Origin of the sequence: Liquorilactobacillus aquaticus DSM 21051 (assembly GCF_001436755.1) — a bacterium.
Classification (GTDB): Bacteria; Bacillota; Bacilli; order Lactobacillales; family Lactobacillaceae; genus Liquorilactobacillus; species Liquorilactobacillus aquaticus.
This window is the reverse complement of sequence record NZ_AYZD01000017.1, coordinates 57,798-74,418: the sequence shown is the minus strand read 5'-3', so window position 1 is coordinate 74,418 and position 16,621 is coordinate 57,798. Positions and strand designations below refer to the sequence as shown.

Annotated in this window: 17 protein-coding genes and 1 pseudogene; 10 read left to right on the top strand and 8 right to left on the bottom strand. The window is 35.0% G+C overall.

Annotated elements, in window-relative coordinates:
- Positions 1 to 458: 458 nt before the first annotated feature.
- Positions 459 to 1,043, bottom strand: a complete 585-nt coding sequence (locus tag FC19_RS06250; RefSeq protein WP_057876139.1) for a TetR/AcrR family transcriptional regulator — start codon at positions 1,041 to 1,043, stop codon at positions 459 to 461.
- A 158-nt stretch (positions 1,044 to 1,201) separates the two neighbouring features.
- Between FC19_RS06250 and FC19_RS06245 the strand changes: the two genes are divergently transcribed.
- The 3 genes from FC19_RS06245 to FC19_RS06235 are packed head-to-tail and all read left to right on the top strand — an operon-like array spanning position 1,202 to position 3,196.
- Positions 1,202 to 2,380 (top strand): YhgE/Pip domain-containing protein, encoded by a 1,179-nt coding sequence (locus FC19_RS06245; protein ID WP_057876138.1) that lies wholly within the window; start codon positions 1,202 to 1,204, stop codon positions 2,378 to 2,380.
- Between the two features lie 2 nt (positions 2,381 to 2,382).
- Complete coding sequence (locus tag FC19_RS06240; protein ID WP_057876137.1) at positions 2,383 to 2,784, top strand: hypothetical protein; 402 nt, start codon at positions 2,383 to 2,385, stop codon at positions 2,782 to 2,784.
- On the top strand, positions 2,738 to 3,196 hold the full coding sequence (locus tag FC19_RS06235; protein ID WP_057876136.1) for a hypothetical protein: 459 nt from the start codon (positions 2,738 to 2,740) through the stop codon (positions 3,194 to 3,196). The genes FC19_RS06240 and FC19_RS06235 overlap by 47 nt, the downstream gene beginning before the upstream one ends.
- A 190-nt stretch (positions 3,197 to 3,386) precedes the next feature.
- Here the strand turns inward: FC19_RS06235 and FC19_RS11680 are convergent, their stop codons facing one another.
- Positions 3,387 to 3,608 carry a hypothetical protein gene (locus tag FC19_RS11680; protein ID WP_057876135.1) on the bottom strand — a complete coding sequence of 74 codons (222 nt, stop codon included), beginning with the start codon at positions 3,606 to 3,608 and terminating at the stop codon, positions 3,387 to 3,389.
- 1,141 nt (positions 3,609 to 4,749) lie between these two features.
- Between FC19_RS11680 and FC19_RS12005 the strand changes: the two are divergent.
- The 3 genes and pseudogenes from FC19_RS12005 to FC19_RS06215 all read left to right on the top strand — a co-directional run.
- Positions 4,750 to 4,803: pseudogene (locus tag FC19_RS12005) on the top strand (XRE family transcriptional regulator); the annotation flags it as partial.
- Between the two features lie 51 nt (positions 4,804 to 4,854).
- Positions 4,855 to 5,187, top strand: a complete 333-nt coding sequence (locus FC19_RS11780; protein ID WP_235809329.1) for a hypothetical protein — start codon at positions 4,855 to 4,857, stop codon at positions 5,185 to 5,187.
- Between the two features lie 232 nt (positions 5,188 to 5,419).
- Positions 5,420 to 6,184 (top strand): MerR family transcriptional regulator, encoded by a 765-nt coding sequence (locus FC19_RS06215; protein ID WP_057876133.1) that lies wholly within the window; start codon positions 5,420 to 5,422, stop codon positions 6,182 to 6,184.
- A gap of 361 nt (positions 6,185 to 6,545) precedes the next feature.
- Here the strand turns inward: FC19_RS06215 and FC19_RS06210 are convergent, their stop codons facing one another.
- Positions 6,546 to 6,893 (bottom strand): hypothetical protein, encoded by a 348-nt coding sequence (locus FC19_RS06210; protein WP_057876132.1) that lies wholly within the window; start codon positions 6,891 to 6,893, stop codon positions 6,546 to 6,548.
- A gap of 32 nt (positions 6,894 to 6,925) precedes the next feature.
- Complete coding sequence (locus tag FC19_RS06205; RefSeq protein ID WP_057876131.1) at positions 6,926 to 7,114, bottom strand: hypothetical protein; 189 nt, start codon at positions 7,112 to 7,114, stop codon at positions 6,926 to 6,928.
- A 200-nt stretch (positions 7,115 to 7,314) separates the two neighbouring features.
- Between FC19_RS06205 and FC19_RS06200 the strand changes: the two genes are divergently transcribed.
- Together FC19_RS06200 and FC19_RS06195 are read left to right on the top strand one after the other, a co-directional pair.
- The gene (locus tag FC19_RS06200; RefSeq protein WP_057876130.1) at positions 7,315 to 7,935 is read left to right on the top strand and encodes a LexA family protein; all 621 of its coding nucleotides are present in this window, start codon (positions 7,315 to 7,317) and stop codon (positions 7,933 to 7,935) included.
- A gap of 163 nt (positions 7,936 to 8,098) precedes the next feature.
- Positions 8,099 to 9,103 (top strand): Gfo/Idh/MocA family protein, encoded by a 1,005-nt coding sequence (locus tag FC19_RS06195; RefSeq protein WP_057876129.1) that lies wholly within the window; start codon positions 8,099 to 8,101, stop codon positions 9,101 to 9,103.
- A 305-nt stretch (positions 9,104 to 9,408) separates the two neighbouring features.
- Here the strand turns inward: FC19_RS06195 and FC19_RS06190 are convergent, their stop codons facing one another.
- The gene (locus FC19_RS06190) at positions 9,409 to 11,535 is read right to left on the bottom strand and encodes an MMPL family transporter (protein WP_057876128.1); all 2,127 of its coding nucleotides are present in this window, start codon (positions 11,533 to 11,535) and stop codon (positions 9,409 to 9,411) included.
- A gap of 126 nt (positions 11,536 to 11,661) precedes the next feature.
- Here FC19_RS06190 and FC19_RS06185 point away from each other — a divergent pair, with 126 nt between their 5' ends.
- Positions 11,662 to 12,162, top strand: coding sequence for a TetR family transcriptional regulator (locus tag FC19_RS06185; RefSeq protein WP_057876127.1), 501 nt, complete (start codon positions 11,662 to 11,664; stop codon positions 12,160 to 12,162).
- 263 nt (positions 12,163 to 12,425) lie between these two features.
- Here the strand turns inward: FC19_RS06185 and FC19_RS06180 are convergent, their stop codons facing one another.
- From FC19_RS06180 to FC19_RS06170, 3 genes are read right to left on the bottom strand one after another with little or no spacing between them, the layout of a single operon-like run.
- On the bottom strand, positions 12,426 to 13,379 hold the full coding sequence (locus FC19_RS06180) for a zinc-binding dehydrogenase (RefSeq protein ID WP_057876126.1): 954 nt from the start codon (positions 13,377 to 13,379) through the stop codon (positions 12,426 to 12,428).
- Positions 13,380 to 13,411: 32 nt separating this feature from the next.
- Positions 13,412 to 14,932 carry an ABC transporter permease/substrate-binding protein gene (locus FC19_RS06175; RefSeq protein WP_057876125.1) on the bottom strand — a complete coding sequence of 507 codons (1,521 nt, stop codon included), beginning with the start codon at positions 14,930 to 14,932 and terminating at the stop codon, positions 13,412 to 13,414.
- 2 nt (positions 14,933 to 14,934) lie between these two features.
- On the bottom strand, positions 14,935 to 15,885 hold the full coding sequence (locus FC19_RS06170) for an ABC transporter ATP-binding protein (RefSeq protein ID WP_057876124.1): 951 nt from the start codon (positions 15,883 to 15,885) through the stop codon (positions 14,935 to 14,937).
- Positions 15,886 to 16,064: 179 nt separating this feature from the next.
- Here FC19_RS06170 and FC19_RS06165 point away from each other — a divergent pair, with 179 nt between their 5' ends.
- Positions 16,065 to 16,505, top strand: coding sequence for an Rrf2 family transcriptional regulator (locus tag FC19_RS06165; protein ID WP_057876123.1), 441 nt, complete (start codon positions 16,065 to 16,067; stop codon positions 16,503 to 16,505).
- Positions 16,506 to 16,621 lie beyond the last annotated feature (116 nt).

Here is a 16,621-nt window from a genome sequence, read left to right as displayed (position 1 = left end):
TTTAGTTACGGCACAATTGTCTAAATATTTATGTGCCAAATACTGGGATAGGAGCAAGTTTACCAAAACAAAGATTTGACTCATTCAAAGATGTTATATTGTTCTATTTCAAATTCTGGGAAAAATATGAGTCCGTTTTAATATTATTAATTAAAAACGATTTAATCACTTCTTTCTTAACCCAGTCCGTTGATAAATTTTATAGCATTTATTACAGCCTTGATGTTCCATGGCACAATCCCTCACACGATATAAACGTCAAATTAACCAGTTATTTCTTCTCAGGTGGTTTACAAAGTACGTATATATTCTGGTTAAAATCGGGGAAAATATGCACTCCTGAAGTCATTGCTAACTCCTTAATACTCACTTTCAAAAATATTAAATAATTATATCTAAAAAAGCGAAAGATGTGGTGTTTGAGAAACATACTTTCCCAGCACTTAATCTTTCACTTTTTATTTTTTGTGTAGACTTTCTGTTACCTTGGATAAACTTTTTAATGCTAATGCTAAGGTATCCGACATTTTATCCGGATTCATAGGATGACTTTCTGCCAACCAAGAATCAATAACACTCCAATACCCGCCTGTAAAGAAAATCATTGTGTATTTAATATCGTCTTCAGAACCATCCACGTGCCAGGGCATTTTAAACAAGTCATACATTTTAATGCTCCGTTCGTCTCTGGTTGCTTTCAACAAAACACTTATAAACAGGTCTTGCCCAATTAATACTTGAGCAGTTGCTTTATGTTTCCACCAATATTGGAAAAAGATTGAAATAACAGCACTAAATGTTAATTGCTCATCATCAAATGTTCTCAACTCTTGAATATATCCTAAAACCAAGTTTATCCCAATACTATCTAATACAGCTTCTTTATTCTTGAATATTCTGTAGAAAGTTCTCCTTGATAACCCTGCATTGTTAGCAATATCTTTTACCGAAATATCAGCATATTTATTAGATTTCATTAAATCAATCAATCCCTTAGTGAGCATGTACTTTGATTGTTCAGCAATCTTTAAATGTCCGTCCATATTTTCCTCCTGTCACAAATTTTGCATATTGTAGCACTTACTATTAAGCCATAGACTTCTTAAAAAAAAACAGTATACTAGGGTTTGTAATAAGTGACACTAGTGTGCCATAGCAATAATAGCACTTATTACACAAAGATAAAAACGGAGGGATTATTGTGAAAACGTTTAAAGAATTTTTTAAATACCGTGAAACGTTTGTCGGTATTATTATTGCATTTGTATTTATGCTTGTTTTCTTCTGTGTCTGGATGACTGGATATCACGGTGTCACTAATAGAACCGATCATTTAAGAATTGCTATTGTAAATCATGATGCAGCGCTTGGTAACAGTATCAAAAAATCTCTAAAAAAGAACTTGCCGTTTAAAGTTAAGTATTATTCTAAGAAGTCAGCCGCAACCACAAGTATGGCTCATAGAAATTTAGATATGATTATTACAATACCTAAAAACTTTACAAAAGATATTCAATCCACGAAAAAACCCAAAATTGAATATCGAATTAGCCAAGCAAATGCTTCTTTGGCTAAGTCTATTATGAATAGTGCAGCAACTAGCATTACCGAAAAAATCAATTCCAAAATTCATGTCTATCAACAACAATTAATTTTAAAAAAATTCTCGGAAGGATTAGAACAAAAACTTCCTCAAAAATCAGTAGCTGTAGCTATTTCGTCCACTCTTTCATCTGCACTTAAAAAGACTAATCAAAAGGCTGTAGAATCAAACATTGTACAACCAAATAAAGCAAAAGACTTCTCAATTACAATGATTCCACTACTAGTTTTATTGGCTTCTTTCGTTGGGTCCATGATTATGAGTCTGAACTTAAATACAGTTTCTAGTAAAATTCAAGATAAATTTGATAAGTGGCCCATTTTCTTTAGCAAACAAGCTATAAATATTATTATGTCACTGGTTTTAGCTCTATTTACAATAATTTTAATGCAATGCTTTGGCGTAGACTTTAAAACATCAATTATAGAAACCGGGACCTTCGAATTTTTCGTTTATTTCTCATTCCTATGCTTCACACAGATGATGCTAATTGTGTTTGGAATGGGGGGTATGTTATTAAACATTCTGTCTCTTTCGGTTCAATTAGTCACTTCTGGCGTTTTAGTACCCAAAGTTATGTTATCTAGCTTTTATCAAGCAATCAGCGGCTATTTTCCTGCCAGCTACATTGCAGACGGATATATGTCTGTTTTATTTGGCGGATCAAATCGCTTAACCTATGATTTGGTTTTTCTCTTGATGATTTCAGCAATTATGTTCATAATTTGCGTGATTCGTGTTTTTTTTGTTAAAGGAAAAAATCCACAAGTTGCTTAAGTATGTTTCATACTAAGAAAGGTGAAAAAATGAATAATGTAGGAATTTCTATGGTAAACAGTTACATTCCAAAGAGATGGATTGACGTAAGGGACATCTTAGCATGTTGGTCAAATTCTAATCTTGACTTTTTATATAATACGATTGGTATTGAAAATAGGCGGGTCGCCGCTGCTGATGAGGATGCAGTTACCTTATCTGTTTCTGCAATTAAAAAACTTCAAACGAACATAGAGGATCTATTTGATAAGTTTGATGGATTATTCGTTGGTAGTAATACGATGCCAGAGCTATTTAAATCAAATACCATTCAAGTTAAAGAAATGTTAACTAATCGAAAAAGTGTGATGCTAGAAGATGTTCAGTCTTCAGAAAATTCCGGTAGGTATTCTAGGGTTAATTAACGCCTATGCGGCAGTAAATTCTAATTTGTTATCGGGTGCTATTGTTGTTGGTAGTGATGTATTAGGCCGTCATATTGCACCAGGAAGTTTACGAGAATATTATGCAAGTTCCGCCGCTAGTGCTATTCTAATTAGTCGACATGATTTGATAGCAACTATCGAAGGTATATCTTCAATCAGTTCAGATTTTCCCGAAATTGGTCGCTCTGAAGATGAACGATTTTTTAGAAATTTTACGTCATTAAATTCAGGAGTTATACAGCAGGGTATGATTAAACACTGCGTAGCCGCCGTTGAGGAGCTTTTGAAAAAGAATGGTCATAATAAAATTGAAAATTATAAAAATATCGTTTTGCCAGAGTTTACAATGAATGGGACCCAAGCGCTGGCTAGAGCATTGAACGTTACTTGATTGTTTTTTAATATTTTTCAAGATCACAAACATTTTTTAAGAGAGAAAAATGAAGAAATCAAGAAGTATAATAATGAAATTTCTAGGTGCTCCTATCCCAGTATTTGGCACATAAATATTTAGACAATTGTGCCGTAACTAAATGACTAGGATAGGAACACTTAGCTAATTATCAAATTGTGTACATTTTCTATTGTAGATCTATATTCTCTTCTGCTTGGTTATAAATATTGATACGGCTCTGAACATCAATACTATTTACTAACCACCCTTTTAGGCTCGCTTGCTGGATAAAATCTTGAAGTCGATTGATTCCGTTCATTTCTTTAAGAGTTATAACAATTCCGAATTTGGTATGTTCCCCATCATGATTGTTTAAGCGTTTTTTCGTTTTTAAACTAATCGCCCACATAGGGTTATCATAAACTTTTTTAGGGCGGGGAGCCGTTTTTAAAATTTCATTAATATGTTTGACATTATCCCATTTTCTAAACAGCTTTCTAGCATCTTCTTCCTTCAGAAAATATGGTTCATCATCTACTTGAATATTTTCGTTAATACTCTTAATCGTTCCCTTATTATTAATCCTACCAAAATACAGATGAACCTTTTTTTGAAATTGATATTATATACTTGTAAGAAAACTGTATAAATTACTTTAGGGGCGATATTTATGGGGAATTCAAATGAATTACTTAATAGCATCAACCAGCTATTTAATCAATTCGATTGAAATAAAAGGGCAGACTATTTAACGAATCAGCTTCCCAATGATAATAATATTCATTTAAAACACGCCATTTTATATTTGTCAGAGAAACATCTCATAATACTTCATAAACTAGATCAGTCAAGCAACATAAACACTGTGACAATTAATCAAAATGTTACAGGAATTTCAGCTGACTGAGCTTTGCAAATAAATTAATGTGGAAAATGAGGAAAAATATATGAAATCAATTAAGACTTCCAGAATTAAACTGGCTGTTATTCCAACTAACTTATCGCAAGAGGAATATCAAATATTTAAAAATCCAAATTTATTTATGTGAAACATAATAGGTTTCAAAACAGTAAAGATGCACAAACTTTTATTAAAAGACACAATCAATTGGAGCATTTTTATGGAATCTTTTTTAGATGGAGTTTTAGCAGACTATGTTTTCACAACCTTAATGAAAAGTAATATTTTTTTAGTGTCATTGCTTAATAACATAGTTGGCAAAAATAATGGTAGTGGAATGGCAATTATGTTTTTATGCACCAGCATCATAAGAAGCCTATGGTGTGTAAGTTCTTATTTATTATCTAAGTATATTCAGACTGATAAGAGCAAATCTAAATAGTGTAGTAATAACTAGAAATTAGTTTCTAGTTACTATTTTTCGTAATTGGTAACCAATTGGGTGGTACATTATTTTTTTAGGTTTATAAATAATAAAGAGAATAGAATGATTAGGAGCTGAATGTCGATGAAGCTAAATTTAATTTAGAAACGAAAACGTCAAGAGTTACATCTTACTCAGGAGCAACTTGCTGAAAAATTATTTGCGTCTCCTAAAACTGTTTCCAATTGGGAAACCAGCAATACTTTCCCTGATATTGAAAGTTTAATAAAATTGGCCCAACTCTATCATCTTTCTTTAGACAAATTATTGGTGGAAGAATCTGATATTGTGAAAGATATTGAGAAAAAAACTAGACTAACTAGTTTAAAAAAATATATGTGGGGGCCTAACATTCTTAACCTTACTTTGATTATCATGGTCTCACAGCAACAGTTTCTAGGCCGACTTTCTTTATTAAGCACGGTTTTACTGCTAATCAGCATTGCGTTAAATGGGATAACCTTAATTTTCTTTTCCAAAGAAATCCGATATGAAGAAAATCAGCAAGGAATTCATAAGCCTTTCAACAAACTAACTATTCGACTTCTGATTTTCATTATTATTTTTTTTGGCGCAATTACTATAGGCTATTTTATCCGTTAAGGTGAAAATAACCTTTGCTAAAACAAAAATCATGAAGTTATTTTTTAAAAAGGCCATCAAATTAGGAATATTCCTAGTTTGGTGGCCTTTTTTAAATGTTATATAAGACAGGTTATGTGGTAAAATAACTCCTTTTTTATTAGTGTATGCTTTATATTTTAGTATAATAAATGCTTGACCTTTACGTTACGTCAAAGCTTATACTTGATTTTGCAAGTGAGGAGAACTAATTATGACATATTCGATAACAGAATTAGCAAAGCTAGCCGGTATTTCAACTAGAACATTACGATTTTATGATAAAAAGGGTCTTTTAAAAGCGCGAAGAGATCCCAAAAATAATTATCGTTACTATGATGGAGCTGCAATTAACCAACTCCAAAAGATTATGTTCTTAAAATTGTTCGATCTGCCACTGAACCAAATAAAAAAAGTTTTGGAAGCTTCTGAAGCAGTCCAATATCAAGCCTTATGTAACCAACGTAAGAAAATCATTGCCGAGCAAAGTCGATTATCGAATCTGCTGATTAATCTAAATCAAACACTTGCAACAATGAAAGGAGCACCAGCAATGAACGACACAGAAAAATTTGCAGCCTTTAAGGCAAAAAGAATTGATGATAATGAAACCCAATATGGTCAAGAAATCCGTAACAAATACGGTGACAAAATTATTGACGATAGTAATCGGAGGCTTAACTTATTATCGGAGATCGATATGATGCATCTTAAAGAATTGACCAATCAAATTTTAACGACGCTTAAACCATTAGTAGGTACACATGATTTAAAGAACCCAGCTGCAAAACACCTTTTTGATTTACACAAGGAATTTTTGCTTGCGAATTGGTCAAAAGAACAGTATTCTCCTGAGGCGCATAGGAGCTTAGCCACTATGTATATCGCTGATAAACGTTTTATCAAATATTACGAAGAGGGTACTGGGAAAAAAGGTGCGGCTAAAACATTAAAGGAAATCATTGCTTATTATGCCTAATCCAATTCTAAGCATAGGCTGAGTTCCTTTGTATATGCTAGCTTATGATTTAATAGAACGATACCATAGGTCGACAAAACTTGAGTACTAACATGAAACTACGAACATAGAGCATTCTTGCTATGAGTAATTCGAAGTTAGACAGAACATTTTGAATTATGAAATATGCATATACGGAATTAACAACGGAGCTGGCCCAAAATCAAACTTTTGGCTCAGCTCCGTGTTATTACCTGCGTACGCATATTCTGTTTGTATTTTCCCAGTCGGTTTGAATTCCTATTAACTCTTAAAGATTCTTGCTTATAGAAAACCTCACATAATTTATGCTACACATTCATTTTCTACATTTTTTACTCCATCATTTTTGTGTTTCATTATTTTGAATATCATTTTGTTCAAGTACTTTTTTTAACTTACTAAGTTCTTTTTGGACATCGAAAACCGCTTGAGTCGCCTCTGTTATTTTTTCGCTAAATTCAACATTATCAATTCGTTGCCCAGCTTCTACTAAGATGTTGTTGTTCAAAACATTTCCAATAAAAATAATAAATGAACCTAACGCACTGGTAATTAGAGTCAAATCGGTAGTTGTGAAAGCCAGCTTTAACCTAAACTTAGCGTAAGTAAGTCCTAAAATCAAAACAAAAGTTGTCAACGAGATCCAAAAATTTATCTTATTTTTATTGGCATCCCATAGTTTATTCAAAGTTCTCACCTCCAACTAGATCAATGCTCTTATTAAGATTGCTCTATTTTGTAGACTCTGACTGTGCCCTCATATTTTGTTCTTTGCGCGTAGGTCGGACTAGCTTTAAAAAGTAGTGTTCCAATCGCAAGCTTGTTTCTCTGAGCTAATTCAGGTAAGGTTCCTACATCTATAAAACAGTCACCACGATAAAGCGCATAAATTGAAGCTTTACGTGCCATCAACATTCCCCATTTCTAGCATATATAAGATAATCGGCCAATTTGTTCTTATAAAAGTTCATAATATTGTTCACTTAAGAGAACACTGTAAATCTAACACTAGTGTTCTCTTTTGTCAAAGGTTACTATATCAAAAAAATGTTGTTCTCTTAAAAGAACAATGATATACTAATTATAATTATTAAGAAGGAGCTTTAATTATGAAATCCAATGCGGAAATTGTCGAGATGATGCAACAACTTGCAAAGCAACAACATATTTCAATTAGCGAATTAGCTCGACGTGTAAAAATGGCAAAATCAGCTGTTTCTAAGTATTTTAATGGCTCGCGTTCTTTTCCTTTGAATAGACTAGATAGTTTTGCCCAAGCTTTAGGCACTACCTCTGAACATCTGCTTGGCCTCGAGATACCATCTAATATGACACCAATAAGGGGAATTGTTAAAATCCCCATTATTGGTATAATTGCATGTGGAGATCCTATTACAGCTGATGAAAATATCGATGGTTATATTGAGGAACCAAAAGAAACTTTACCTTCGGGACATCTTTTTTATTTGCGGGCAAAAGGAGACTCGATGACACCCACTATTCCAAATGGCGCAAGTGTCTTGATTCGACAGCAACCTGAAGTTGAAGATGGGGAAATTGCTGCGGTTTTGATGACAAATGAAAATGAAGCTACATTGAAGAGAATCAAACACACTGATGATCTAATATTGTTGTTGCCAGATAATCCTAAATATGATCCTATTGTCTCCACCCCTGAAAACCCCATTAAAATCTTGGGTAAGGCAATCCGCTTTGTTTCAGAGCTCTAGTTAAAGCTAACTAGCTGTTGCGTAAAAGCTCAGCGTAAAAAAACAGTTCCTTTTTTAAATTTAAATAGCGCACATTTGATGACGTCTTTTCCTTCATCCTCAATTTTTATACTACAGTGTTAAACTAAGTTGCAATCAATTTTTTGTGAAAGAAGGTATTTTGATGGCCGACAATGCAGAGTTAAGATTCGGTATTATAGGAACTGGTTGGATTTCCCAGAAATTTGTAAGGGCTTTAAGAGCTGTGGACAATGTTTCTGTAGTTGCAGTATATTCCAGAACATTATCTAAAGGGACAAGCTTTGTAAAAACAATTAGTGAACATATTATCGTTTACACCGATTTAGATCAAATGCTGCTGGATAAACAAATAGATGCCATTTACATAGCATCCCCAAATAGTGCGCACTACACTCAAATAATCAGTTGTCTAACACATGAGAAACATGTCTTGGTCGAAAAACCAGCAGTAGTAACTTCAAATCAATTTTTAAAAATCGAAAAATTATTACAGAAAAAGCCAAATCTTTACTTTATGGAAGCCATGAAAAATATCTTCTTGCCCTCATTCGAACAAACAGCTGCTTTGATTCCACAGTTAGGACCGCTCGACGGTGCCAATCTAATTTATCTAACCTCTGATCTAAAAAAATCAGATCTTCAAAATCTCCAAAGGTTACCTAGTGTTTTATCAAGAAAAGCCGCGAGAGGAGTACTATACGATTTAGGTGTATACCTCATAAGCTCTGCTCTCAATTGGTTTGGAACACCAATCAAAGTTGAGTACTATCCGAAACTGATCGATAATCCAGACGGAGCGGATTACTATGGCCATGGAACTTTATTTTATAAAACGTTTAATGTTGATATACTAATCGGAAATATGACATCAAGTCAGGCGCCAAGCGAAATCTATGGCAGTCAAGGAACACTTGTTTTGAATCATCCGACACATTTAGAAAACATTACTTTGTTAAAAAAAGATAATACGACTACAGACATCAAAGTTCCTGCAATTTCTAATACCATGATGCCAGAAATAGAACATTTCACTAAAATTATTTTCTCGGAGAACTATGAAGAAATGCAACGACTCCTTATTCTAACAAAGACTTCTACAAACATTCTGCAAACTATGCGTGAAAACGCTGGTTTTGATTTTCCTTAAAACACCTAAGTAAATTAATGCTGGCTCCCTCTACCACCTACCATATGATAAAAACACTTCTACAATCAGACAGAATTTTTTTATACGTGATACTTATGCAAAAAAAAGGCATGTACCAAAACGAATGTTTGGTACGCGCCTTTTTTTATACAGGCACCAAAGAATCTAAATATCAGCAAAATTCAGGGGGGAAAGCGCTGATTTTAAATTTCCGTGGCACTTTTAAAGCATTGCTGTGTTTCATGTCTTTCAAGAAGCATTTTCTTGAAATCTTATGCAATATACAACAGCGAACTAAAAATCACTTAATCCTTGTCTTTAGGAAATTTGGAAAAGTTCGTTCGAGGGAAAATCCAGTTCAATCGTCCAAAGATTTTGATCATTGCAGGCACAAATGTTAAACGAACAACAAATGCATCAAACAATACACCAAACGACAAAGCCATACCAATTGATTTAATAGTTGGATCAGTTGAAATTGCGAAACTGCCAAACACAGCAATCATAATTAGAGCAGCAGTAATGATAACTGGACCGCTTTCTTTTATACCAACTTGAATTGAACGGTCATTATCACCCGTTAATAGATATTCTTCTCTAATTCTGGAAACTAAGAACACCTCATAATCCATTGCAAGTCCAAACAGAACACCGATAACAATTACTGGAAGAAATGCCAGAAGCGGTGCACCCTTGCTGATACCAAAGAATTGGTTCATCCACCCGTCTTGCATAACCAAAGTCGCAAAACCAAAAGAAGCGAATAAAGAGAGTCCAAAACCAGCCATCGCTACTATTGGAATAACAAACGATTTGAACACTGCCATTAACAATATAAACGCTAAGATGATCACGAATCCGGCAAAAATAGGAATAGCCTTATTCAGCTTATCAGTGATATCAATATTAACTGCGTTACTGCCTGTCAATGTTATTGTCGTGTTCAAATTTTTCTTAGTTTCTTTGGAGTAATTATTAACTCTTTGTGCCAATTTATCAGTTTTGACAGATTCTGGTCCCGTCTTAGGAATGATTACCATCAGCGCATATTTCTTGCTAGGGCTGAGTTGAGCAGGCGTTACAAAACTAACATTTTTCATTTTCGAAACTTTATTGTAAATCTTCTGTAGTTTTTCTTGCTTTTGTTTAATAGTATCGCTCTTGTCTAATTTAGCAACTGTTACTAGCTGTGCATTAACACCTTCGCCAAACTTATCTGATATGATGTCATATGCTTTACGCTCTGTTCTATTAGTCGGTAAAGACCCATTATATGGCATTCCCAACCGCATGTGTGTTGCAGGTAGTGCAATACCAAGTAAAACAAGTACACTGAGAACAGCCATCACAAATGGATGCTTTATAATAGTTCTGTTAATCATCCCATTTTTATTATTTTTCTTACTTTTCTTCGCGATTGTAGGTTTGATAAAGCGACCTGCACATGAAATCATCGCCGGCAAGAGAGTCAAAGCCGAGAGTACTGCGAAAGCTACTCCGACAGCCGCAGCGATCCCCATCTGTGCTAAGAAGTCAACACCTACTAAGCTTAGGCCAGATACAGCAATAATAACTGTTACCCCTGCAAAAAGAACAGAGCTTCCAGCAGTTGCTAGAGCAAGACCTAGTGCCTTTTCCCGATCTTTTTCATCTCCTAGAGCCAGTTTGTAGCGGTTTAAAATGAACAGTGCATAATCAATTCCAACAGCCAAACCAATCATGATTGACAATGTTTGAGCTACACTAGCGATCGTCCATATATTAGAACCGATTGTAACAACTAACAAACCAGCTCCCAACCCGATAATTGCACTAATAATTGGCAATCCAGCAGCTATAAATGAACGGAAAAGCACTAACAAAAGAATGAACGCAATCAGAATACCGATTAACTCTGACATAACACCTAAATTTCTTGGTGTAACATCGACCGAACCTGTGTAGGCAACTTTTACGCCATTCTTATCCTTTACGTTCGAGAATGCTTTCTTAACTTTCTTTATTGTCTGTTGGGAAACGACGCTCGCATCCTGTTTGAAAGTTACATCCACATAAGTTGTCGTTAAATCTTTACTGATCGTTTTTGCCACATATGGATTTGTCACTGTCTTAACATGCTTTGTATCTTTTTGTGCTTTCTCAACGGCTGTCGAAATTGCTTTTTGCATCTCAGGCTTCAGAATGTCACCCTTATGCTGACTCTTGACTACAACCTTCAAAGTCCCCGCGTCACCGTTTTGCTTAAACTCTTTTTCAAGCGTTTTTTGAATATCCGTTGATGGAACTCCTGATATTTTCAAATTTGTTTCGAAGTTCGAACCCATCTGGACAACACCAATAACAAATGCTGCCAAGGCAAGCAACCAAACTAAAAGTGTCTTAAACTTGTTTCTAGCTACCCACTGACCTAAATTATTTAAATATTTATCCATATTTTCTCTCCTATTCACAGATGAATTATTCCCATCTTACGTAAAACAAAAACTATTGTGAATAGATAATTGTGTTACAATGTATACTAAATGTTCATCGTACAGAAAGTGGTGTATAAATAATTTATGAGCGATCTTAGAAAAACACGTACAAAAAGAGATATTTTTATCAGTTTTGAAGAATTGCTAGAAGAGCAGCCTTTTGAAGAGATTACTGTCAAGCAGCTCGTTGAGAGCGCGATGATTCATCGGAATACCTTCTATTTGCATTATCCTGACAAGTACCATTTGTTAGAATCCTGGCTGTATGAAAAACTGAAATCTTCGAACATTTCGATTAATTTATTTCTCAAGCGTCCATTTGATTACATTTCCCAAATTTATAGAGAACAATTTTTTAAAGTTTTTAGAAAACAGCGTGAGGATAATTCTTTCACAAATATTATTACTAAAGTATTCATCAACATGCTGCTTTCCCAAAATAAAGATGTTCAAAATTTCTTTATAATTGGAAAAATTGCAGCTATTATACACTGGATTCAATATACTAATCAGCCTTTAAACATTTTTGAAGACGGTCCTATTCTGGATCAAATTTTTCAATCCGAGAAGTTTCCCGAGGATTAGCTACCGGTATACAGTTAACATGCAGAAATTTCTAAAAAGTTTCATATAATACCACTATTATGAATTCCGTAGCTTTAGAAAAAAACGCTGGTTTCAAGATCAAAACATCTTGTTCCAGCGTTTCTTAGTCCAGGAGACTCAAATTTCTCTGTAGAATTGACCGTTCATTTGAGTCAAAACCCATTTTTAAGTTCTTCATACGCAGCAGCTGGCGATAATTTAATCAAATTAAAAAGCATCATGCTCAACTCGCTACTGCTGTATCAAGGTATTACCACTACTTTTCCAAAACTCCGACTGCTTTCCAGATACTCATGTGCCTTCCTAATTTCATTTAATCTAAAAACCTTTTCAGGTGCTGTATTGATTTTATTTAAACTCACAATTTTTAATAGTTGATCCAGCAAAGTTGCATCAACATCTCCTGAATAGAAGGATGTCAAATAACGATTGTTAGGTATCTGAAAGATAGGATCAAAGGCGTTAAGTTCCCAAATACCTCCTAACTGACCTGTAGAGCTAACAATTCCAAATTTTTTTAAAAGTTTTAGCGAGTTTCGAACCGTTTTAGGCCCAATTAAATCCAGTATTTTATTGTACTTATCTAATGTTGTGAGTTCATCGTTATTCTCAAATACTACTGAATCAAAACCAGCTTTTAGCATCAATTTTTGTTTGTGCACATGCCGTGTTGTGCCCGTCACTTTTATTTTCGGTAACATGGTTTTCACCAGTCTCATTGCAGCTACCCCAACCCCACTAGTTCCTCCACGAATTAATAAACTGTCTCCACTCTTAAGCTGCAGCCCGGCTAACGCACCATAAGCTGTGTAAAAAGTTTCAGGAACAGCTGCAAGATCCTCTACTTTTAGATCCGAATGAATTGGAAACAATTGTTTGTTAGGTAACAATGCATATTCAGCATAACTGCCATCAAAAGAGCGCCCCATCTCACCCATGAAGGACATCACACGCTGCCCTTTAGGAAGCCGCCGCTCATCGGTACTTTCTGCAATTTCACCCACAGCCTCTATTCCTAGTATTCTTGGAAATTTAACGCTTGGGGACTTGCCTTCACGAGTGAATATTTCTGAATGATTTATGCCAAACCCGAGTACCTTTATTAATGACCATCCCTTTTTGACCACAGGCACTGGAACATCACAGTACTCCAGAACTTCTGGACCACCAGGTTTTCTCACAACTACTGCTTTCATTAAAATCATCTCCATTGGATGCCATCACGTAACTATTTTTTTATCAAATCATGTTTAATAAGATAATCGTGAGCAACTTTCGAAGCTTTTTCATGCTTCATATTTACCAAATAATTCATTTTCTGCATATCCGAAGTGCTGATCTTCCCAGCCAGTTTATTTAAAGCTGCCTGAATTTCTGGATATCTAGTAAGTGTCTTTTGCAATAATAATGGTGCTCCTTGATAAGGAGGGAAAAATGCTTTATCATCTTTTAGAACTACCAAATCATATTCTTGAAGTTCTGGGTCAGTCGTGTATCCATCTACTAAGTTAACTTTTCCCTTTGCAATAGCCCTATACCGCAATGTAGGTTCCATAGTTCTGACGCTCGCAAAATTCAAACCATATTCTTTTTTTAAACCTGGATAACCATCGGTCTGTTGATAGAAGTCGGGATCAAAACCTGCGTGAATTTTGTCACTGACACGTGCTAAATCGGAAATTGTTTTCAAATGATTTTCTTTGGCAAAACTTTTTTTCACAGCGACTGCATATCCATTTTGGTATTTCATTGGCTTTAAATAAGCCATCCCATACTGTTTCTTTAACAAGGATTTTGCTACTCGATATGTAGCCTTGGGATTGTGGCTTACTTTTTTGTTGGTCTTAACCAATGACTCTAGAACTGTTCCTGTAAATTCTGGATAAACATCGATTGATTCTGACTTTAATGCTTTAAACAAAAATGTCGTACCCCCAAAATTACTTTTAACGTTAACCTTGAGCGAAGAATCTTGTTCAATCAGTTCTTTATACATATTAATTAATATCTCTGGTTCACTTCCCATTTTGCCTGCAATCGTAATTGTAGCTTTATCACGGTTCAAATAACGATATCCTGCTGCCCCGCTGATAAGTACAAGTGTAGCTGCTACAACTATACCCAATCTTTTTAAAGACAAGCGCGAAAGGATGCGAATGACTCCACTAAAAACTAGTGCCAAAACCGCCGACAATACCGCTCCAATGATCAATAACGAGTTATTGTTAGTTTGGATACCCAATAAAATGTATGTTCCTAAGCCACCAGCTCCAATTAAGGCAGCCAGCGTGGCCGTTCCAATTATCATAACCATCGCTATTCTTAAACCTGAGACGATCATCGGCATCGCTAAAGGTACCTCAATCCGAACTAATCTCTTGGTTGTGGACAATCCGAAGGCCGCCGCCGCTTCTTCAAGATTAGGATCAATCGATGTCAGCCCGGAATACGTGTTTTGGAATATTGGCATAATTGCATAGATAACAAGAGCGATAATTGATGGAACTGTTCCGATCCCTACAAAGGGAATTAAAATACCTAAAAGCGCAAGGCTCGGAATCGTTTGTAGGATACTCGTAATCTGCAATATAAACTCAGCAGTTTTTTTGTGTCTCATCAACAAGATAGCTAATGGAATAGCAATTAACGCTGCTATGAGCAATGCTATCAGTGAAATTCCAATGTGTTGTAAAAGAGCCTGCCAAATATCGTTTCCTTGTGTTTTAAAAACATGTATAATTTCATTCATTGTTAATGATCACCCTTCTGAGCTAGGTAACTCAACAAATCATCGATAGAGATAACTTGCTTCTTTTGCTGATTGCCGGACACTAAAACCCTTGAATGTTCCCGCAATGCTTTCGATAATTGACTGAGTGGTTTATTCTGATCGATTCTAAAATAATTCGCATTCTCGTCCCCCGCCGAGAAACAATTGTGTTCCAGCAAATCCTTAACTAAAATATTTTCTGAATGTTCATTCTTAAAAAATGTATCTACAAAACTATTGGCCGGATGGCTTAGAATACTTTCCCCGCTACCTACCTGCTGCAACTGCCCTTTCTTCATAACTGCAATCGTATCACCTAAGCGTAAAGCCTCATGCATATCATGTGTAACAAAAACAAATGTTGTCTGCAGCTCTTTATGTAATCGGAGTACTAATTCTTGCAGCTGATTACGCGAGATAGGATCTAAAGCACTAAACGGTTCATCCATCAATATAATTTTAGGTGTAGAAGCAAGAGCTCGAATAATTCCTATCCGTTGTTGTTCACCACCTGACAATTCATGCGGATACCGCCTGCCATATTTTTCTGGATCCAGACCTACTTTTTCCAGTAAATCATGAGCAATAGCTATTCTTTCCTTTTTAGGCCTACGTAGAGCTTCTAATTGAATAGAAATATTCTCATCAATAGAAAGATTCGGAAAAAGAGCGATATTTTGTAAAACATAACCCATCTGCAATCTCAATTCCTTTAAATCATACTCATTTACATTTTTCCCTTCAATGACAATGTCCCCTGTCGTTGGCTTGATCAATTGGTTGATCATTTTTAAAGTGGTTGTCTTTCCACTTCCGCTTGGACCAACTAGTACAAAAAGATCGCCTGTTTCGATCGTTAGATTTAAGTCATCAAGCACTGTGTTACCATCATATTTTTTCGAAACATGTTTGAATTTAATCACAAATATCATCCTCCACCAAAGATGTAACTTTATTGAGAACACCATCATTAATTATATCTGTAGTTGACATGAAGTCAAACACTTTAAAGAGCTACTTTATTGCATTCATTGAAAAAAAAGATATATTAAGTGTAGAATGGATATAATACTTTTCGTAATCTGCAATTCGAAGAAAGGAGGTCTTCACCGTGAGAATATCGACGCGTTTTAGCGATTCTATTCACATACTCGCATTTATGAACATCTATAGTAACATCCGTTTGTCTAGCGATACTATCGCAGGAAGTGTAGAAACATCGCCAGTTGTGATTAGGCGTCTGATGAGTGCCTTACGCAAAGCTGGTTTAATTACGACTAAACGTGGAAACCCTGAACCTAAATTAGCCAAGCCCCCCACTCAAATAACCCTTTTAGAAATTTATTTCGCGGTTGAAGGTGAGCGTTCATTATTTGAATTAGATAAGAAGACCAATCCTGCTTGTATTGTAGGAGGGAATATCCAGTCCGTCCTAGGCGGTTACTATGAACAAGCTAAGCTGGCTGCTCAAGAAAAATTACGCAGTTACACTCTTCAAGATGTAATCGACGATATTCTGAAGAAAGAAAACAGTAAGAACAAATTAGTTTAAATCAAGTTCAAAAACCTGCTGTTATTTTAATTTGATCAGAAAATTCAGATAAACATTTCGAAAATATGGTTTTATCTAGCTAAGTTCTCTGCTGAAAACAATGCATGCAAAAAATA